Origin of the sequence: Paenibacillus cucumis (ex Kampfer et al. 2016) (genome assembly GCF_019748695.1) — a bacterium.
GTDB lineage: Bacteria > Bacillota > Bacilli > Paenibacillales > Paenibacillaceae > Paenibacillus > Paenibacillus polysaccharolyticus.
The window spans coordinates 49,517-70,940 of sequence record NZ_JACLIC010000032.1 but is presented as its reverse complement, the minus strand read 5'-3'; the positions used below and the strand labels follow the sequence as shown (position 1 = coordinate 70,940).

Sequence of the window (21,424 nt, the reverse complement as noted above, 5' to 3'; positions counted from 1 at the left end):
AGGGAGGGCTTTTTTGATATGTAAACAGGGAACCGATATTATTCACCCCTGCATCCGTGGATCGTCACCTTACGTTATGATAGCGTTACCATTTACAATACAGATATTAAGTGCTCAAGGGGGAGTATAACGATGTGGAAAAAATGGTTTTCAGGCATAGCGGCACTAACCTTATTCGCCGTCATTTTGGCAGGGTGCTCAAGCGGTGATTCTTCCGAAGGTGGTAACGGCAGTGACAAAGTCACCGTGACCATCTGGCATAACTGGACAGGGCAAGACGCTAAAGCGGTAGCGATGCGTAAAATTATTGAAGATTTCCGGACCGCGCATCCAGATATCGAAGTGGTGGATGAAGGCTTGCCTACGGACGGTCTCAAAACAAGGTTACGTACGGTTGCAGCAGCCAATGAGATGCCGGATCTCTTCGTGATGTGGCCGGATGCAATGACCAAGGAGTTTGTAAAAGGAGATCTGTTGCAGCCGATCAACGCAGATCTGGATGCGAAGCCGGAATGGAAAGAGAATTTTATTCCGAATGCACTGGATGGATACACAGTAGATGGAAATATTTATTCCGTTCCGATGAATCTGGCGCCCAGCTCTTTTATTTATTACAATGAGGCACTCTTCAAAGAGAATAACGTAAAGGTTCCTGAAACGTGGGCTGAATTGGAACAGGCGGTTGCTTCGTTTAACGAAAAAGGAATCATTCCGATGGCTCTCGGTAACAAAACGAACTGGGTTGCCCAGTCTACCATTTTCAGTACGCTGGCTGATCGGGTGACGGGTACAGACTGGTTTTTGAAAGCCGTAGCTCAGGATGGTGCAAGTTTCACTGATCCGCAATTTGTTGAGGCGCTGAAGAAAATGCAGGAGCTTGGAAACATGAAGGCTTTTCAGGACGGATTCAACAGTATTGATGAAACCCAGATGATGCAACTATATTTTCAAGGGAAAACGGCGATGGTCATGAACGGTGGGTGGGCGCTCGCCAACCTCGTTAACAATGCACCGGAAGAGGTGCTGAAAAATACACATATTACGATTCTGCCTCCAGTTGAAGGTGGCAAAGGTGAACCAAGAACAACATCAGGCGTTGTAGGAACGGGTCTTGGTGTTAGCAAAAAGTTGAGTGGTGCTCAAAAAGACGCCGCGATGGAGCTATTCTACGCCCTGGCTGGTCCGGACGGTCAAAAAGCTACGCTGGACAGCAGTACATTGGTCAGCTATAAGATTGATCTGGATAAGTCCAAAGCTCATCCGTTGTTTGTGGAATTGTACGATCTAATGCAGGAAGTGAAGATTACGCCGGTATACGATTCCAAGCTGGGATCGGCTACGGTTGAGGTGATTAATAACGGGTTACAGGAGCTGCTGATGGGCGGCAAAGCGGAAGATATTGCAGGCCGAATTCAAGCAGCTCAAGCGAATGCGATGAAACAATAGGTTGTTTCCTGCTTCTGGAGGCTGACTAACCTAACCTAAATAAAGTAAAGCACAGTTCATTCCCCTTCCCGGCAGGGGAGGGGTTTTTAGATAAGAAGTTAACGTCCGATACCGGACAGATTAGAAAGGCAATACGAGGGGAAGTGAAGCCATTGAACGCATTGCAAAGTCGGCGTTTTATTATGCTGGGGCTTGCACCGGCAGTTATTATCTATGCATTGTTTGTATTTGTGCCTGTTGTGTGGTCAGCATACTACGGCTTTTTTAACTGGTCTGGCATTGGTGCATCGACATATATTGGCCTCAGCAACTATGTGGAAATCTGGAATGACGCGATCTTTTGGAGGGCTTTGAAAAATAATGTCATTTTTGTGCTTGCTTCGGTGTTCGGTCAGATTCCATTAGCACTCATGTTGGCAGTTATGTTACACAAAAGCAACCCGCTCCAGCGCTTTCTGCGATCGGCCGTATTTCTGCCGATGGTATTGTCCACCGTGGTCATCGGCATGATCTGGCAGTATATCTACCATCCACAGATCGGTATCTTGAACTTCCTGCTGGATGCACTAGGGCTGGAGAGTTGGAAGCTGCAATGGCTGTCCGATGCAAAGATCGCCATATTTTCTCTTGTGCCACCCTTGCTCTGGAGTTTTGTTGGACTGTATCTGATTATTTTCATCTCCGCTTTGCAGAACATCCCGGGTGAAATCCATGACGCAGCCAAAATAGATGGCGCATCTGGACTCCGCAAACTGGTTTCTATTTCTCTGCCGATGATTTGGGGCACGGTACAAGTTGCAATTATCTTATGTATCTCAGGCAGTCTGAAGTCCTTTGATCTGGTCTACATCATGACCAAAGGTGGACCAGCTCACGCAACGGAGTTGCTCGCTACGTATATGTATAACTCTACGTTTACAACGTACCGATATGGTTTTGGTAGTGCGATCTCTACAACGATTGTTCTGATTTCCTTGTTACTCATCGGAACAAGCCAGTGGGTGACCAGTCGGAAGCGTAAAGAAAACGGATAGAAAGGAGGCACGCTCATGCGAACAACACCTGTGACTATATCAACACCACGAGGCCATGCAGGGCATTCCATTCGGCAGATTCGTAAAGGAATCTTTTGGACGCTGCTGACGGTCTATGGTATTTTAACATTGTATCCGTTTTATTGGCTTGTGATTAGTGCGTTCAAAACAAATGAGGATTTCTACAGCAGACCTTTTGGTCTACCGGCACACTGGAATGTGGCCAATTTTACAAATGCCTGGGAAAGCTCGAAGCTCGGAACGGCCTTTGGCAATTCACTAACCGTATCGATTGGCTCGCTGATCCTGACGCTGTTTATCGCGGCGCTGGCTTCATTCATTCTGGCACGATTCCAGTTTCGCTGGAAAGGGCTGATTATGACGTTTTTCGTTGTAGGCATGCTCATTCCTATTCATAGTACACTTGTTCCGTTGTTTATTTTGATGAAACAGATGTCCTTACTCAATACGTATTGGGCTTTGATCTTGCCGTATACTGCGTTTGCTTTGCCAACGGCAATCTTTGTGTTGACAGCTTATCTGGTCAGCATTCCGCGCGATATTGAAGAGGCCGCTTTTATGGATGGAACCGGACTTTGGGGACTTTTTACCCGGATCATGCTTCCCATGTCGCTTCCTGCACTGTCTACGGTGACCATTTTGAGTTTTTTACATGCGTGGAACGACTTTTCCTTTGCCCTTGTATTTATTAATAAAACAGGATTGAAAACGTTACCGCTTGCCATTGCAAACTTCGCAGATGGATATCAGACGGATTATGGTCTAACGCTTGCTGCCATGACCTTATCGGTTATTCCTACGATCATTGTCTATTTAATCTTTCAGGAACAGGTGATGAAGGGCATGACAGCAGGCGCAGTCAAAGGGTAAGCGAGGAGCGTATCCAAAGGAGGAACAGAGTTGGTTCGCTGGCTTACATCATCACTGCAACGAAAATTGTCCGTGGTGGTCACAGCTTCGATGATTGTGCCACTTGTAGCGCTTGGACTATTTGCTTTCCTATTCTCTTCACGGATCACGGAGGAAAAAACGAAGCTATCGGGGATGGATACACTCAAGCAAGTGGAAGCGAATCTTCGTTATATGCTTCAGGATGCAGAGAATTTATCGATTTTCCTCATTGGAGAACGGGATATTCAGCAGTATCTAAGCCGGGACGAGGATCATGAGACGGATCGTCTGGACATTGTGGGACGAATGACCAATCTGGCTGCATCCAAAAAGTACATTGCGAACATTGCCATTTACCCCGGACGCTTTGATGCTGCGTTGTCCACGGCCACTTGGTATGAACCGGACGGAGGTAGTCTGTTTTCCCCATCTCTCCCTAGTGGAAACGCGGATAAAAGGTGGACGGGTGTATATCCCGTTCGCAATTATGCTGGAATTCAAAACGTTATTACGTTGATCAGGCCAATTCGCAGCATCCACAATTATCGTCCCATCGGCTGGCTTAGCATCAGTTTAAATGAAAATGCGATCTCTAAAGGATGGCCAGCATTTGGACTGGGTAGAGGGGAAGGTAGCCTTGAACTGATTGGCAACACAGGAGAGGTTCTGTCCTCCATGGATAAATCCCGGCTTGGGCTACATGTATCTGATCTCGAACCGGGACTGATTACGCGCATTCAGAAGGGGCATAGTGGGACGACTACGTATGGTGAGGAAGAAAGAAAACGTACGGTCCTTTATTACCCTGAGGAACTGACGGGGTGGACGCTGGTTGGTATGGTTCCTTACGAGCAATACCGTTCAGAGAATAGTTACATTATCATTTTGACAGCAATTGCGGTTGCCTTGTCAGCGTTAATCAGCGGTGGCTTGGTCTGGTTCACGGTTCGCAGGATTACGAGGCCGCTGATTGTATTAACCAGACATTTGTCTCGAATTGATCCGAAGCGTCCCTTGCCGTTATTCCGAGCAGAAAGCGATGACGAGATTGGCAAGCTTGGGGAAAGTTACAATCTGCTTGGTGCACATATTGAATGGCTTAAGGAAGAGATCATTCGTGGGGAAGCTCGCAAAAAAGAAGCAGATCTGCGTGTACTCCAGGCTCAGATTAATCCTCATTTTCTGTATAACACGCTCTCCTCCATTCATTGGATCGCGCTGATGTCCAAAGAAAACCGGATCGCGGATATGGTAGAGGGACTAAGTGATTTTCTACGAATCAGTTTGAATAAGGGACAGGATTACTGCCCGGTTGCCCAGGAGATTGCGCATATCCGTCATTATGTACGGGTACAGTCGATTCGTTTTCCGGATCAATTCGTGCTGCATTATATTGTTGATCCTGCATTGGAGCAACGAATGATGTTAAAGCTTCTGCTACAGCCACTGGTGGAGAATGCGATGATTCACGGGATTCAACAGGCAGGAAACCAAGGCACGATAACGATTATGATTCAGAAGGATTCCGCGGTTGAGCGCATGAACATTTTGGTACTGGACGACGGTGCGGGCATGGAACTGGAGCAATTGGAGCAATTGCGGGCCAGTATTATCCCCGCGGATGAGAGTAACATGTTGCCGCAGGGCAGTCATTCCCATGGGAAGCAACTGGGGCAGTCGTTGTCCGATGGAGGGTATGGTCTCCGTAATGTAAACGAAAGACTGTTTCTTCACTATGGGACGGATGCGTTACTTGAAATACACAGCAAAAAGGGTGGGGGCACCCGAATTTCGTTCTCCATTCCAATTCTGGAGGAATCGCCATGAGATTATTGATTGTGGACGACGAAGTCATCATTCGCACAGGGCTCGCGAGTGTGATCGCCTGGCATGAACTTGGCATTGAGATTCTTCCGCCAGCTGCTTCTGCCGAGGAGGCTTTAACTCGACTAGCGGAGGAACGCCCGCATATTTTGATGACCGATATTCGAATGAACGGCAAGTCGGGGCTGGAGCTAGCGGAAGAAGCACAGCATCTGCTTCCGGAGCTGGAGGTCATTATTTTATCGGGTTACGATGATTTCTCTTACGCCCAGCAAGCGATCCGTAATGGAGTCACAGACTATCTCTTGAAAACGAGCAAACCGGAAGAGATCATCAAAACGGTGCTGCAGGCCAAAGGAAGAATTACAGAACGATGGGCAGAGAAGTCCCGTGAGGGACAATTATTACGTGAGAACAGGGAGAGGAAATTTGTCAGATGGGTGATCGAAGGTCATACGAATTCGGGGAGTTGCCCATCCTTTCTCGCATTTGATGAGGAACATGCGCTCCCCGTTCAATCCATAGAGCAAGTTAGTGGCGACAAACGGCCTGTGAGCAGGCAAGTTGTTGTGATTGAGGCAGAGGGTTGGGGCCGCTCTTCCGATGCGCTGCTCCGGTTTGCAGTGCAGAATATGATTGAAGAAGTGCTCCCAGGAACGATTGCTCAGGTTGACAAACAATATATTGTCTGTGTTCTACCTGTGGCTTCCGAAAATGAAGTAAGCGTATACAGGATCAAGGAAGGCATAGATCGTATGGAGGCATGGTTGAAATGTTCACTTCGCGCTGTGCTTGGTGAACCTGTTAACCACTCTTCTGAATTGCACCGTAGTTATCAAACGGCGTTGTTAGCTTTACAGTACCGTGGACTGCTGGATACCAAAGTGTGGCGATATCAAGAGGTTAACGGCAGGCGAGGTGGCAAAACGGTGTTGACACATGAGGAGGAGACCACCCTCGGTACGTTGCTCATGGACAATGATCCAGTCACACTTACAACATGGATACGTGAACTGATTACGAGGTTGATTGCAGAACCTGATGTCACACCAGGATCATATGTAGCTTGTCTACATTCGGTGATCATTGCAGGACACCGCTGGCTAGCACGAACACTTCAAGCGATTGGAAGGGAACAACCCTCCAGGCTTGAGTCATGGACCCCTGAAACCGACAAGAAACCGGCAGAGATCGGGGATGAATTGTTCCACCATTTATATGATGTGATGCAGGCATATCACAGTCGTATGGGACAAGGGCAGGCCGCACATGTGCAAAAAGCGATAGGTTATATTGAAAATGCACTGGCACAGGATATTAGCTTGCAGCAGGTGGCCGGACAGGTTCATTTGCATCCAGGACATCTTAGTGAATTGTTTAAAAAAGAAATGGGTGTAACCTTTGGTGACTTTGTTACAGATATGAGGATCAGGCGGGCAATGGATATGCTCGTTGTGTCTCCGGCAAAGGTCAGTGAAATCGCAGCAATTAGCGGTTATGAGGATGTGAAGTATTTTAGCAGACTGTTCAAAAAGCATACAGGCAAAACACCGAGTGAATACCGGGAGCAGGCACTTGCATTTAAATCTTCAGGCAGCTAGACGGGAGGAGCAAGAGTACAATGGTCAACGTTTGTCGTACAAGTCAGGATTTATCAGGACAGTGGAAGATACAACATTACGAGGTTGGAGAAAAGCGAGCAATGGATGTTGCCGCTGCAGCGCTGGATGACCGATTCTGGATCGGGGCAACCGTGCCTGGTGATGTTCATGGGGCACTTGCAGAGCGCGGCATTGTAGATCCGATTTATTTTGGACATAACGATGTCAAGAGTCGCTGGATCGAGCAGAAGGAGTGGTGGTATCGCACCGCCTTTAATCTGGACGCGGGTGCATCTTCCGAGGAACGTATTGAACTTGTGTTTGAAGGCTTGGACACGTTTGCAACGGTATATGTCAATGGACATGAGGTTGGAAAAACCGCTAATATGCTGATGTCTCATACATTGGATGTGACCCGTCTGGTGCGAAGCGGCTGGAATGCGATTGCGGTACGCTTTGACCCGCTTCATCTTCATCATCGTGAGAAGGAGACGTTTGACTGGTCTTCGTATACGAAAGAACGCCCGTGGCTGCGTAAAGCGGCTATGAATTTTGGCTGGGACTGGGGGCCGCGCATCGTTACGGTAGGGATCTGGGGAGCGGTCCGTCTGGAGCGAAGCACGATTGCCAAACTGCAACATGTGTATGCCCGAACCAACGCCGTAAGCAAGGAACAGGCTCAAGTACAAGTCACTGCAGAGGTTCAATCTGTTTTATCTTTGCGTAGCAAGCAAGAACGGACACAGCCAGTTGTGACCACTTGTGATATCCGTCTTCTGGATCAGCAAGGAGAGGTTGTAGCCAGCGCTATTTCTTTGCCTGTAAAACAGGGGAAAGCAGATGTAACGTTAGATGTGGCTCATCCTTGCTTATGGTGGACTCATGATCTGGGGGAACCCTATCTGTACACACTTGAAGTTACGCTGTATGCAGATGATATAGCAGTGGATCGGTACTGTCAGTCATATGGCATACGGACGATTGAGCTAGCTTTGCATAATGAGCAGGGAGAGAGCCGGTTTGCTTTTATCCTGAACGGGGTCAAAATCTACGCCAAGGGAGCAAACTGGATACCTGCCGATCAGCTGATTGGAATGATTCCGAATTCGCGGTACCGCGAGCTTGTGGAACTGTCCGTTGAAGCACATATGAACATGCTGCGTGTGTGGGCAGGCGGCATCTATGAGAAAGAAGTCTTTTACGACGAATGTGATCGGCAAGGGGTACTTGTCTGGCAGGATTTTGCCTTTGCCAACGCTTTATTTCCGGATTTCAATCGTGACTTCATGCAAAATGTACAGCAAGAGGTCGAGAATAACGTACTTCGTTTACGTAACCGGGCTTCGCTAGCGATCTGGTGTGGCAACAATGAAATCGACTGGCTGTATGACATGAAAACAGCTAGCGGTGATATCGCAAGTCCGTTCTACGGCGAACAGATTTACCACGAACTGATTCCTGAGGCATTGGAGCGGCTTGATCCGTCCAGGCCGTACTGGCCTTCTTCACCTTATGGCGCAGATCATGGACAGGATGCGAATGACCCGGATACCGGAGATCGGCACAACTGGCAAGTGTGGCACGGTTCTGTATACCCGAGGAAACAGGGAGAAGTACCTGTGCTGGACTATAGCATTGAAGGGGTCACGTTCAAAAATTATAAAAAGGATCAAGCACTGTTTAGCAGTGAATTTGGCATGCATGCTTCAGCTAATCGGTATACGCTGGAGAAAAATATACCTGCCGGCCAGTTTTACTGGGGGAGTCCCGAAATGGCCTATCGTAATAAGGATACGAATCATCAGAAAGGTATTTTGCTAATGGAAGGGTACACGGGCATTCCACAAAATGTAGAGGATTACATGAACTTCTCCATGTTGACCCAGGCAGAGGGGCTACGCTATGGGATAGAACATTTCAGGCGAATCAATGACCGTAACAGCGGTGCGCTGGTATGGCAGCTGAATGATAGCTGGCCGGGAACAAGCTGGTCGATGATCGATTATGAACTGCTGCCGAAGGCTTCCTTTTATTATGCCAAAACGTTCTTTCATCCTGTACTATTGTCGCTCGAGCATGAGCCAGGACATTCGCTTAACGTATGGGTAGTTAATGATACACAGGATGAAGTGGGAGGACAACTTCGACTGAATGTTTATGGTCTGACTGGAGAGCGACTGTACACTTCAGCATATGGAGTGAAGGTGCCCGCTCAGTCATCTATGCAGATCACAGCTTTAGAGGAAGCCGAAGTGCTTGGAACCAAACGGGCGGAAGAAGTGATGGTGGAATTGCAAGCCGAAGGGTTTGTTGCACCCATGAATCGTTACTTTTTGCGTGATCCCAAAGATGTGATGTTACCGCACTCACGGCTCAGCGTTCATGTAAACGAGGAAGAACAATCCGTAACCGTTAATGCGAGTGTCGCCATTGCACGTATGGTGAAGCTGGAGTTGCCGGTTGGCCGGGTTCGATTCAGTGATAACTATTTTGATCTATTGCCAGGAGAGAGCCGCACAGTAACGCTACAGCATCCAGAGATGCAAGCTTTACCACTTAAAGAGCTGCGAGTAAGTGCGATGAATGCAAGCGAGGCTTGATTTAACCTCCAAAAACCTCCATTGGCGTGGAGGTTTTTTAGATTGAACGGAAAAATATATCACGAAAAAAGAAATCCGCTGATGTTGTGTATTCATGGATTCGCAATCAGCGAAAGGATTCATACCGTTGCTGAAAAGAGGACTCCATGTGCACTTGACGTGCTAGTTGTTGCTGTACTTTGGAGCCACGAATGACCTGCAGTTGCTGTAGCACATCGGAAGATGTGAAATCATTCTGTGCCATCTGCATAAGCAGTTCGGCAAGAACATCGGCATCCTCAAGCGCAGCATTCAAGCCAAATGCTCCTGTAGGTGTCATCGTATGAGCAGCATCGCCAATGAGTACGACATTATCCTCCGCCCACTTGGAGCTATAACTGCTCTCTACAGACAGTAGCACAAAGTCACTCCAGTCCTTAATATGCGCAGCGACAGAATCCGCAAGACAGGGGAAAGCTGCTACCAGCTTGCCTACAAAAGGAGCAAAGGGTTGTTCACGCAACTTAGCATATCCTCCTTCGGGAATGTTCCATCCAATCTGTACATAACCGCCGTATTGTGAAAATAACGCGAGTTGTTGCCCATCCATACTTGCCATACGAACGGCAGGTTCCCATCCTGGTGGGGCAGGAATACGAGCCCATAACAGATCGTAGCCGTGTTTGCGAATCTCGGGTGCAAGGCCGGCATGTTTGCGCACCGCCGAATATCTACCGTCAGCTCCAATAACGACAGATGCTCTAATGGAGGCAGGAACACCATTTTGACGCACGTTAATGCCAACAACATGACCATCTTTGTCCCGAAGCAACCCGGTCATGACTGTATTGAAGCGAACCTGATATAACGGGCTTAGCGCTTCAGTCTGGGCCGTAATCGCTTCGAGGAGATGATCTTGTGGTACGTGAACGCCAACATGATGCTCCCCTTTGCTTGGATCGGGGTTAATGGTATGGATGATGTTTCCTTCTTCCCAATATTGAATCTGCTCTAGATGCAACAAGCCCTGCTCTTGAATATGGGAATATAATCCGTGTTTGTTCAAAATAGCTTCGCCATCTGCATTCAGCAGTTCTCCACGGAATGATTTATGCAGATGAGGCTGTCGCTCAATGAGTAATGTAGAGATACCTTTCTGGTTAAGCAAATATGAAAGCAAGGCGCCTCCGGGCCCTGCCCCGACAATGCAGACATCCGTGTAGAGTGTATCGTTTGTCTGAGATTTCATCAATTTCATGTACATTATTCCCTTGCTATATAGTAGTGAAAATCTAGTAGTGGACGGAAGTTTACTTTATGATAACAGATTTATTTAAATCATTAAGTAACTAAAAGTAACTTAGTAGATATACGTTATTATAAACAAAGTGTTCTTTATATACAATAGGCCAAATTCAATTTTTTTATCAACATAAAGGGACGCAACCATTTTGCTCACCAGACAATCTTTTTTTTCGCAACCAAATGTGTGTAAATATGTTACAATATAAGGCAGGTTACAATGAAAGGCAGGAGGAACGGATATGAGCCCGAATACGGAGCGAAACTCGCAATTGGCAAACGTTGATCAATTGTTGGAGGCCTTCTTCAGATATAAAAATAAAGTATTGGATCAACAGCAAAAGTCAGAAACAAACTGCAAGCTGAATCCAACAAAAAGCCATATATTGGGCATGATTTTACGTGAAAAACGCTGCATGGCAGTTGATGTTGCGCGTCAGCTTAGTCTGTCCTCTGGAGCTACGACGATTGTACTTAATCAACTTGAAAGCGAAAATTTGATTCAACGTGAACGCAGCGAGGAAGATCGCAGAATCGTCTGGCTGTCCTTAACGGATGAGGGAGAGCAATTAGCCAGAACGTTGAATGCTAATCGTGGCCGCATGACATGGGAGCTGTTACAAGCGCTTACGGAGGAAGAACAGCAGTTAATGCTGGGCATGCTCAAAAAAATAGAAATGAAGCTGCTGGAAAATATGAAATCTTTCGAGCAGACCTATCGTTAATGCATATGACACCTGAAGACGTCAGTCCTCATGCATTCGTACCCGGTACCGGGTATGAATATGTGAAGACTGGCGTTTTGCGTGTTATAACAGAGCTATAGATGAAAGTGAGATACATGATCGTTCAAGCCTTCCTGTATAAGAATATCTTTCTGCCGACTGCCCATTAAGTCAAAATGAGGGAAGGGCTGTCTTCGGTGAATATAACGCGGGTCTAACCCGTGTTCACGACACCATTGTTCCAGGCGATCAAGGTCTGCACAGCCTACTTTGGTGACACTGGTTATGCCGGGAAATCTGGAATCGATCCAGAAATGAGTGAGATAGGCGATTTCACCGCGAGCGACTTGTTCTTTCCAAGCTGTAAGTTCTTGCCGTTTAATCCCAAAAGCCATAGTTGAACGTTCCTTTCCGACTGAGTATGTCCTTAACATATTGTACATCTTATATATGAACTCAATCAAAATGTTTCGGCACGATGTGTATCAGCATGATTGAAGTGGGTAAATGAATATGAAAACTTTGTTATAAACATCAATGCTTTTGTTAAAATAAAGGCATCACGAACGATTCATGACTTATATAGCGGAAAGGGTTGTCATCATGGAACTATTCATTGCGGTACTTGCACTACTCGGACTGATCGGTCTATCTAACGTGTTGAACCGGTTTGTCCCTTTTATTCCCATTCCGCTTATTCAGATTGCACTGGGAGTAGCTGTAGCCCTGCTACCAGCAGGTGTACATCTACCATTGAATCCGGAATTGTTTTTTGTGCTATTTATTGCGCCCTTATTGTATAACGATGGAAAAAGAACGCCAAGGAACGAACTATGGAATCTGCGAGCGCCGATTCTTTTGCTTGCACTGGGACTGGTATTTGTTACGGTTGCTGTTGCCGGATATGCCATACACTGGCTGATTCCGACCATTCCACTTCCTGCCGCATTTGCGCTTGCGGCCATTCTTTCTCCGACAGATGCAGTTGCTGTAGGTGCTATGGCCGGACGTGTACATCTGCCCAAAAGTATACATAGACTTCTTGAAGGAGAAGCATTAATGAATGATGCTTCGGGCCTGGTTGCATTTAAATTTGCTATCGCAGCTACGGTTACGGGTGTTTTCTCACTCACTCAAGCCACATTCAGTTTCATTATCATTGCCGTAGGAGGTCTGCTTGCTGGTGCGCTCATGTCTTTTTTGTTTATTCGGCTCGGGGTATGGATTCGCAGACTGGGCATGGAGGATGTAACGATTCATATGTTGCTTCAGATTCTGACTCCATTCGTCATCTACCTCGTGAGTGAAGAGATCGGGGTCTCAGGCATTCTGGCCGTGGTTGCAGGCGGGATCATTCATGCGATTGAGCGTGACCGGGCAGAATCGGTTCAGATTAAGATGCAAGTGGTGTCTGCGAGCACTTGGTCTGTTATTTTATTTATATTGAATGGTCTGGTGTTTGTCATTCTCGGCGTGCAGGTTCCCGATGTGCTTAGTAAGATCTTTGTTAACGTATCATTCAATAACTTCGAGGTGCTGGGTTATGTACTGATCATCTCCGTTCTACTTGTGTTGTTACGTTTCTTGTGGATTTATCTGTTCTGGCAAGTCAATGAATGGCTACGTGCGAAGTCCGCTATTGGCAAACCACGCTTCAAGGAGATTACTATTCTCTCTCTATCGGGAGTAAGAGGTGCAGTGACACTGGCTGGAGCATTTTCGATTCCATTTGTGCTTCAGGACGGCTCGCCTTTTCCCGAGCGTGATTTAATTATTTTTCTGGCGGCTGGTGTTATTTTGTTCTCTCTGATTGCGGCGAGCGCGTTGTTACCTGTGTTAGCCAAGGAAGAGGGGAAATCCTCCGATGAAAATACACCTCAGAAATCTGAACGCAGAGCACAGGACATTATGCTGAATGCCGCTATTCGAGCAGTCAAGTCTGAAATGAACGATGAAAATAAAGCAGCCGCACTGGCCGTTGTGTCTGACCTGTCCAAATATATTAAACAGGCGACAGGGCAGTTTACAGCAGATAATCGTAAAGCATTGCAGAAGCAGGAAACAGCGATCAATCTAATTGCTACACGGGCTGAGCGCAAAGAGATTGAAGTGATGATGGATGAAAATGCCCTTGGGCCTGAAGCGGCTTTCAAATGTGATAACTGGCTGGATCGTAAGGAGATGATGCTCTCCAACCGGACGAACACTCAACTGCTGGCGTCGCTCAACGAGATTGGACGAATGCTGGGTCAACTCTTCACAAACCGTTCCAGCAAACCACATCAGCCCTTTATGCTTGAAAATGCCGAACTGTTCCGCAAGGTGAAGCTACGCACCTCTCAGGCAGCAATCAAAGCTATCCGGGCACATATGAATGACTCCAATCGTGTGGCGGCTCTCGCGGTTATTTCCAAATATGAACGGGTGATCGCAAAGTTACGTGCATGGAATCAGGATAAGACGACGGAAGATCCGTTCAATCAGGATAAACTGGAACTTCAGATGCTAGCTATTCAGGAGCAACGCAATACAATACAACAACTGTATGAGAACGGAGAGATTACACGCGATGTTGCAGCCAGATTACGTCGTTATATCAATGATGTAGAGGCAACAGCTCTTAAAAACGATTAATGGATTATTCATGAGTTCGCATGAATCGGGCAATGCTAACGTAGAGTTTGACGTATGAAATTCAAAGTGAGGATATGACATGAACCTGAAAGCTACCCGATTCATCGCATTGTTCATACTGACTGGAACAATTCTTGGCAGTTCGACAAGTTGGGCGTATGCCAAGCCAGTGCAGAAGAACCGTCAGTATTATGAAGAACGGGGAGAGATCGTATGGGAAGTCCCCACGCAGGACAAACTGATCGCTCTGACTTTTGATGATGGACCAGACCCTGTTCAGACACCGCAGATTTTAGCTTTGCTCAAACAGTATCATGCGAAGGGAACTTTTTTTGTACTCGGCAAGTGGGCAGAGAAATTTCCTGACATCGTCATGCAGGAGCAACGTGAAGGACATGAGATCGCAAATCATACATTTGCACACACGTATGCGGTTCGTTCAACAACAGCGGACAAGTACTTGAAAGACATGCAAGCGGCAGAAGCTTCGATTGTAAATGCTGGTGCGGAGCGCCCACTGTTGTTCAGACCTCCTGGGGGGTATTATAACGATATGGTGATTCAGGCGGCGAAGCAGAAGGGCTATACGATCGTATTATGGTCTTGGCATCAGGATACTCGAGACTGGGCTCTACCTGGTGTATCAGCGATTACAAACAAAGTATTAAATAATGCTCGTAATGGAGACATCGTTTTGTTTCATGACAAAGTGGAAAGTAAATCCCATACGATTGATGCTCTTCGAATGATTTTGCCCAAACTGCAGGAACAGGGTTATCAATTTGTTACCGTATCTGAACTTCTTGCTGTGAAAGCTCGTGAAGCTTCCAAGGGCGGGGTGTCGTCCTCATTACCACGAAAGCATCCGTAGTGCAGGCGATTGAGAGCGATTGAAAGATTCATCTGTAAAACCAGCTGCACCTAGAATGTGTTGGAAAGTAAGATTTTTTAGTAAGTCTAAAGCTAATCACAGCCGCAATCAAGCTGAACCAATGATGCTTTGCGGCTGTTTGTCGTGAAGTTATTCATTGAATCTCGGTTTGGCGGGTATGCTGCAAATTGATTGGAAATAAGTCCTAGGCTTTTGTTTTACAATCGAAACGTCTACAATAGATAAAGTCTTTATATCAGACAGTATTATGTTAATAGAGAAGGTGAACAAGTTGAATGGACAAAAGAGAGCTGACATCAGACCTGGTTTAGAGGTGGATATCGTACTGAAACAGGATCAATCCAGTGGCAAACTCACGAGAGGAATCGTCAAGGATCTGTTAACCAAGTCTCCTTCACATCCTCATGGAATCAAGGTGAGATTGACAAACGGTCAAGTGGGGCGAGTGAAACAAGTAATTTCTGCAGGAAATCATCCGCAATGAGTGTGAACGGGAGGCTGGATACAACCGAAAAAGTAATGGCGCACCTGTCGGTTGGCAATCAACAGCAACAAGATGCTTACCGTGTGTTGCAGGAGAGCGGACTACTTTTCATGCTTTCTACCCACGCTGCGTTCCCTGCGGGGACGGTACCGATTGACGTGCATCTTCCTGATAGTGATCTGGACATCCTGTGTTATTCAGAAGATCTGAACGCTTTCCAAGTTAAGATGACTAGGCAACTAGAGAGCATTGCGGTGAACGGAAGGACAGAGTGGACGTTCGGAGATCATGCCTTAGGTCAGAACGTATATGTCACATGTAAACTGAGCTTGGGATTATGGCCTGTTGAAATATTTGCCCAAGCAATTCCTGTCGATCAGCAGAATGCCTACTTACATATGCAGGTCGAATGGAGTTTGTTGCAGTTATGGGGAGAGGTAGGGCAACGCGAGATCCGCAGACTTAAGCAAGCAGGGTGGAAAACAGAGCCTGCCTTCGCCCATGTCCTAGGGTTAGAGGGTGATCCTTACATAGCAATGAGAGATCTAGCCAGCCTGCAGAAACCGGAGCTGTGGGACTTTGCCAGATCACGCGTCACATTTAAATGAGAAAGATCGCTACAATTGTAGTTACCGTTAATCCGATGATAACCGGTTTCAGATTACGCCTCGCAAGTTCAAACGGGCTGACCCCGCAAATTGCGGCAGCCGGAATTAATGCCCACGGAATCAACGTTCCGCCGCCAACCCAGATTGCGGCTACCTGGCCCAGTGCGGTAAGTACCGGAGCCGAGTTTGTCGTACCTGCAAACATGGCAGCAATGGAACCTACGAGGGAAATTCCCGAAAAACCAGAGCCATCCAGACCGGTTACAGCTCCAGTGACGGTCATCGTAATCGCCCCGACGGTTCCATTCATTGGCACAATCCCCGCAAATGCAACGCCAAGATCATTGACGATCCCGTGTGACCCTTCAGGAAGTGGATTCATAAATAACTCCGTTATAGCAGCATCCCCGAGATAAAAGAATGCGGCAATCGGAATGACCGGACCAAATACTTTGAATCCGAACTGGAATCCTTCGATAAGATAATTAGTAGTTTCCTCTGAACCGTTATGGCGGTGTGCGGCAATGGAAACAGCAATCAGAATAACGACGGCGGTTCCCCCGATTAGTGCCGTTGCATCCCCGCCCTGAAGGTTCAGCACAAACATCAGTACGACATCCAGTGCGAATAACAACGGAATGAGTATAGCAAATATTTTTCTCAGACGAAGAGGCAATGTGGTAACTGGTGCAGACTCATTTGGTTCTGACTGTGACTCAGACGCCGGCTGCTGTCGTGGAGCAAACTCCTGTTCCTTCCATTTGGGGGTCTTCATTTCTTTGCGAAGCATCCAAAAGGCGGTAAGAGTAGATATCGTGCCCATGACAACGACGAGAGGAACACTCGCAACCATTACTGACGTAACTGGAATACCTGCTGCGTCTGCAGTAAGTTTGGGAGCACCTTGGATAATGTAATCCCCTGACAAGGCAATGCCATGCCCAAACAGGTTCATTGCAATGGCGGCTCCAATCGGAGGTAAACCTACGCGAACCGCTACCGGCAAAAGTACTGCTCCAATCAAGGCTACTGCAGGAGATGGCCAAAAAAATAAAGATACGACCATCATGATAAGTCCAATGCCCCAGTATGCAGCTTGAGGCGTGCGAATAAATCGGGTGAGCGGTGTGACCATGATTTCATTAATACCTGTGCGGATCAGAACACGGCTCATCGCTACGATAATTGAGATGATAAAGATTGTACTTAACAATTCCTTCGTTGCATAGATAAAACTGTTAAAAACCCCGGTGACGGAGCCACTTAATGTTTCAGTTGCCAGCAGTCCGATGGTCATAATGCCTGCGACACAGATAATGGTTGTATCTTTGCGCCGAACCATGACAGCGATAATCAGGACAATAAATGCCAAATACACATAATGCAACGGGACAAGTTGAATATTCATCATGATGACAGCCTCCTGCATCCCTGGTCATCGATCCTGGGAGTGCTATATCCTATGCATGTCAGACCCGCATGTTCAAGGAGGTGGTGATTATCTAAGGATATGTCCTGCTTTTATAAATTGAACTATTCATTTACACAAAAACGGAGAGGACAGAAAAAACCTGGAAAAGCGGAGCGCTCGCCTTTATCACCGGATTTTCCCATTAATAAAAGGGAATCAAAAAATCTGGGGATAACAGCGATTGGAAGGTTATTCTGTCATTGGAGTGCCCCGGTGTAAACGTCTTTAGTTCAACTTATAGAGCAGGATTTTTTTTACATCCAGAGAATTATATGAGTGAAACGAGCAAACACACGACAGGGGACTATGACTATAGCAAGTCACGATAACACACATCAGAGGGTCACCGAACCTGATAGACAACGGCAAACTGAGGTGATTACAATATACATGCCATCTTCAGGTAGAAATTAGAAAAAATTCAGCCAGCCTGAATCAAAAGGACGTTAATGTATGAACTTGATCCGTTCATTACGCTTTAAATTTATTGTGGGACTTACGTTAATCATGCTACCGCTGTTTATGCTGTTGTACTATAACAATGTGTATGCCATGAAGGTCGTACGTGATAAGGTATCCCTCACCAATATGAATCATTTGGCCAAAAACGTGGAACAAAATGAGCGTGTATTACAGGAAACCAATCGATATTTATACAGCTTGGGTGAGCGTGACCCTGATATTATCTCGCTGTTTTTTCTTGAATACGGAAGCGGAGATTACATCATTGCCAAGCAGCGAATCATGAACAAGTTTATGACCGATATCGGTTTCTATAATCTTATCGATTCTTTTTATTTGTATGATGCGGTGAATGATGACCTGTTGCTGGCAACCGCGGGCAATTATGATATTAAAAAATCGGTGGTACAGCGCAATATGCCTGCACAGATGCGGCAGCTCGAAGGGGATATCCAAAGGCCGGAATGGAGCATCGTCCGCGGAGGATCATTTAATGCACTTGTGAAAACGGTACGTATCAATCAGCAGTTCTATGCTGGCGCACTGGTCGATATGAATGCGCTGAATGACACACAACAGTTTGCTGAATCAAGTGACAGAGGTGGAGCGGTGATCGTTACACCTGATGGCAGAGCATTATCTGATTCTACGTTAAATAAGGGGCAGATCAAGCTGGTCGGCGATCATTTGACCGATTTGGAGAGTCCGTATCAGGTCATCTCGGAGCCGGATAGTACTGCTCGTCAGTATTTAATGGTGGGCATTCCCTCAGCCATGTCGGATATGAATTATATCGTCTTGTTGCCAGAGGAAGATATGATGCGTAACCTGCCGTTTTTCCAACAGATCATCAGGCTACTTCCGATCGGGGCGGCCGTTATTTTGATCACAGCACTTTTCTTCCTAAGACAGCTTCTGTTCCGTCCAATGAATGCGCTTATTCGGGGAATGAGAAGGGTTAGCCGAGGGGAACTCGATGTAACGCTGGAGGCACCGTCTTCGTCTGAACTGGAGTTTGTGACACGTAGCTTCAATCAGATGATTCAGGAAATTCAACATTTGAAGATTGATGTATATGAAGAGCAACTGCGTACGCGAGAGGCGGAGTTCAAGCAATTGCAGATGCAGATTAATCCTCACTTTTATCTGAATTCCCTGAATATTATTCATAGCCTCGCTTCCTTGCAAAAACATGAACTGGTGCAACAGATGGCTGGTCATCTGGCTGATTATTTCAGATCCAGCTTAAGGGCTGGCAAACGAGTGATCACGCTAAACGAAGAGATGGAGCACATTCGACATTATCTTGAAATTCAGAAGTTAAGGTTCCCGAGCAAGCTGGATTTTGAACTGGATATTGATCCAGAGGTGGGACATGTTGTGCTTCCGCCGCTGACAATTCAGCCTTTTGTCGAAAATGCAATTATCCATGGTTTTCAACGCAGAATGCAGTCATTTGTGATTCGGATTACCGCACGTCTGACGGAAACGTCCAGTAGTCAGGCCGAAGATGGTATGCTCCTGCTACAGATTGTGGACAACGGGGTCGGGTTCAAGCCCGTGCTACTAGAACAACTACAACGGGGAGAATATGCCAAAGATCCCGGGGGGCAACACATCGGGATATGGAATGTTGCACATCGGTTACTGGTGAAGTATGGTCCGGAGGCCGGGTTAACGTTTGAAAATAGGATAGACGGAGGCGCTGCAGTAAGCATTTATTTGCCTGCTCAGACCGAGGAGCAAGAAGGAGGAAATCATGCGGAACCTGTTGATCGTGGATGATGAAGTGTATGCCCTGCAAGCCATGCTGGAGGGAGTGGACTGGAATGCAGCCGGAATTGACCAGGTATTCGGTGCATGTGATGTGGAGGAAGCTCGGCAGGTCATCCGAACCCATGCTATCGACATTCTGATTTGCGACATCGAGATGCCTGGGGAAACCGGGCTCGACCTGCAGAGCTGGGTATTGAAGCATGACCCTGGCATTCTGACGATTTTTCTGACAGGTCATGCGCTCTTTGATTATGCCCAGACCGCCATCAAACTGAATAGTTTTGATTATCTGTTGAAACCTGCTCCCGCAGACCAACTGCTCAAAGTAGTTATAAGAGCATTGGAGAAGATTAGAGACGGAGAGCAACGCACACGAACGAACGAAGTTTACGAAACCGTATACAAACGCTGGAAAACCCATAAACCACTCCTGACGGAACGTTTCTGGAAGGACGCAGTATCTCAGCGAAGTGCACTTACTCCACAACGGCTGCAAAAACTTGCTGAACTGTACGGTGCAGAGATTGATCCCGAGGTGCGTGTACTGCCCATCGTGATCTCTGTTGAAGAGTGGGTACGTGAATTTAATCTGCGCGATGAAGAGGTACTGGAATATGCTCTACGCAATGCAGCGAGAGAAATATTACTCGGAGAGAAACCGGGTGAAGTGTTCCAAGATCACAGTGGCTTAAATATAGTGCTAGCCTATGAGCAAGATGATGTCATCCTTGCTGCTAGTGAAGCGGAGCAACGTTGTCAGCGTTACATTCAGGAGTGCGGCACATACTTCTACTGCCGGCTATCCTGTTATGTAGGTGCACCGGTAGCTGTAACCGAATTGCAAGGCATGTTGAATGAACTCATGGACATGGAGCGCCGCAACATTAAAGAGCTCGAAGAGGTTTTTGTGTATGATGAGCGGGATCGGGATCAGGAGGATCGGTTTTTGCCTATCCCGTGGTTCTCGGAGCTGTCTATCCTTTTTGAAACCGGCAAGGTAGAAGATTTGCGAGAACGTGTGGATGAAATTTTTGATTTACTTGCTGCCCAGGATGGGTTATCTCCAGAGATGTTACGGCTCTATTATCATGCGATGTTGCACGTTGTCTATCCGCTTCTGCACCAGAATAATGTGTCTATTCGCAGCTTGTATCCCGGAGAACGGGAGCCGGAAGAAGCCGTAGTCACGAGGTCATTACCGCAGTTGAAACAATGGACTCTGGATCTCATAGATCGTGTCATTCCCGTATTGTACCCGGATGATCAGAACCCGATGTCAATTGTAGATCAGTTATGTATCTATATTGAAAACCACATTGGAGAAGAACTGATGCGGGAGGAACTGGCTGCTTTTGCCGGATTTAACCCGGCATATTTGTCACGTTTGTTCCGTAAAGAAAAGGGAATGTCTCTGTCCGAGTTTATCCTTCAGCGCAGAGTGGCCATGGCGAAAACGTTGTTATCTCAATCCACCGTCAAGGTAACGGATATTGCGGGTAAGGTCGGATACTATAATTACTCTCATTTTACGAAAATGTTCAAAAAATGTACCGGCATTACACCACAGGAGTTTCGCAAACAATCCAGAACCATGTAATCAGGCGCAGCATGCTGCGCTTTTTGTTTGTTTTTTATGGCATCAAAGTCATAATTTGATAACTGAATAGGTCACCA

16 protein-coding genes are annotated in these 21,424 nt (G+C 46.7%); 13 read left to right on the top strand and 3 right to left on the bottom strand.

Annotated elements, in window-relative coordinates; translation table 11 throughout:
• The first annotated feature begins 132 nt into the window (after positions 1-132).
• The 6 genes from H7T88_RS19335 (at position 133) to H7T88_RS19310 (ending at position 9,417) form a co-directional block, all read left to right on the top strand.
• Positions 133-1,446, top strand: a complete 1,314-nt coding sequence (locus H7T88_RS19335) for an extracellular solute-binding protein (protein ID WP_221789916.1) — start codon at positions 133-135, stop codon at positions 1,444-1,446.
• Between the two features lie 152 nt (positions 1,447-1,598).
• Positions 1,599-2,480, top strand: coding sequence for a carbohydrate ABC transporter permease (locus H7T88_RS19330; protein ID WP_154984032.1), 882 nt, complete (start codon positions 1,599-1,601; stop codon positions 2,478-2,480).
• 15 nt (positions 2,481-2,495) lie between these two features.
• Positions 2,496-3,371: a carbohydrate ABC transporter permease gene (locus H7T88_RS19325; protein ID WP_090924391.1), complete on the top strand. Its 876-nt coding sequence runs from the start codon at positions 2,496-2,498 to the stop codon at positions 3,369-3,371.
• A 30-nt stretch (positions 3,372-3,401) separates the two neighbouring features.
• Entirely contained in the window at positions 3,402-5,219 is a 1,818-nt protein-coding gene (locus H7T88_RS19320) for a sensor histidine kinase (protein WP_221789915.1), read from the top strand.
• Complete coding sequence (locus H7T88_RS19315) at positions 5,216-6,817, top strand: helix-turn-helix domain-containing protein (RefSeq protein WP_221789914.1); 1,602 nt, start codon at positions 5,216-5,218, stop codon at positions 6,815-6,817. The genes H7T88_RS19320 and H7T88_RS19315 overlap by 4 nt, the downstream gene beginning before the upstream one ends.
• A 20-nt stretch (positions 6,818-6,837) precedes the next feature.
• Positions 6,838-9,417, top strand: a complete 2,580-nt coding sequence (locus tag H7T88_RS19310) for a beta-mannosidase (protein WP_221789913.1) — start codon at positions 6,838-6,840, stop codon at positions 9,415-9,417.
• A 106-nt stretch (positions 9,418-9,523) separates the two neighbouring features.
• Here H7T88_RS19310 and H7T88_RS19305 read toward each other — a convergent pair whose 3' ends face one another.
• Positions 9,524-10,654 (bottom strand): FAD-dependent monooxygenase, encoded by a 1,131-nt coding sequence (locus H7T88_RS19305; RefSeq protein ID WP_260511015.1) that lies wholly within the window; start codon positions 10,652-10,654, stop codon positions 9,524-9,526.
• 286 nt (positions 10,655-10,940) lie between these two features.
• On the opposite strand from H7T88_RS19305, the gene H7T88_RS19300 reads away from it, so the two are divergent.
• On the top strand, positions 10,941-11,423 hold the full coding sequence (locus H7T88_RS19300) for a MarR family winged helix-turn-helix transcriptional regulator (RefSeq protein WP_090924395.1): 483 nt from the start codon (positions 10,941-10,943) through the stop codon (positions 11,421-11,423).
• Between the two features lie 95 nt (positions 11,424-11,518).
• Here H7T88_RS19300 and H7T88_RS19295 read toward each other — a convergent pair whose 3' ends face one another.
• Entirely contained in the window at positions 11,519-11,818 is a 300-nt protein-coding gene (locus H7T88_RS19295; RefSeq protein ID WP_221789912.1) for a hypothetical protein, read from the bottom strand.
• A gap of 208 nt (positions 11,819-12,026) precedes the next feature.
• On the opposite strand from H7T88_RS19295, the gene H7T88_RS19290 reads away from it, so the two are divergent.
• The 4 genes from H7T88_RS19290 to H7T88_RS19275 all read left to right on the top strand — a co-directional run bounded on the left by H7T88_RS19290 (position 12,027) and on the right by H7T88_RS19275 (position 16,041).
• Positions 12,027-14,057, top strand: a complete 2,031-nt coding sequence (locus H7T88_RS19290) for a Na+/H+ antiporter (RefSeq protein ID WP_221789911.1) — start codon at positions 12,027-12,029, stop codon at positions 14,055-14,057.
• Positions 14,058-14,136: 79 nt separating this feature from the next.
• Positions 14,137-14,928 (top strand): polysaccharide deacetylase family protein, encoded by a 792-nt coding sequence (locus tag H7T88_RS19285; RefSeq protein ID WP_221789910.1) that lies wholly within the window; start codon positions 14,137-14,139, stop codon positions 14,926-14,928.
• A gap of 292 nt (positions 14,929-15,220) precedes the next feature.
• Positions 15,221-15,433 (top strand): YwbE family protein, encoded by a 213-nt coding sequence (locus tag H7T88_RS19280; protein WP_090924399.1) that lies wholly within the window; start codon positions 15,221-15,223, stop codon positions 15,431-15,433.
• The gene (locus H7T88_RS19275) at positions 15,430-16,041 is read left to right on the top strand and encodes a DUF4269 domain-containing protein (protein ID WP_221789909.1); all 612 of its coding nucleotides are present in this window, start codon (positions 15,430-15,432) and stop codon (positions 16,039-16,041) included. Before H7T88_RS19280 ends, H7T88_RS19275 begins: the two co-directional genes overlap by 4 nt.
• Here the strand turns inward: H7T88_RS19275 and H7T88_RS19270 are convergent.
• Complete coding sequence (locus H7T88_RS19270; protein WP_221789931.1) at positions 16,034-17,449, bottom strand: hypothetical protein; 1,416 nt, start codon at positions 17,447-17,449, stop codon at positions 16,034-16,036. The genes H7T88_RS19275 and H7T88_RS19270 overlap by 8 nt on opposite strands.
• Before the next feature lie 516 nt (positions 17,450-17,965).
• Here H7T88_RS19270 and H7T88_RS19265 point away from each other — a divergent pair.
• Positions 17,966-19,759, top strand: a complete 1,794-nt coding sequence (locus H7T88_RS19265) for a sensor histidine kinase (RefSeq protein ID WP_221789907.1) — start codon at positions 17,966-17,968, stop codon at positions 19,757-19,759.
• Positions 19,734-21,347, top strand: coding sequence for a response regulator transcription factor (locus H7T88_RS19260; protein WP_221789905.1), 1,614 nt, complete (start codon positions 19,734-19,736; stop codon positions 21,345-21,347). The genes H7T88_RS19265 and H7T88_RS19260 overlap by 26 nt, the downstream gene beginning before the upstream one ends.
• Positions 21,348-21,424 lie beyond the last annotated feature (77 nt).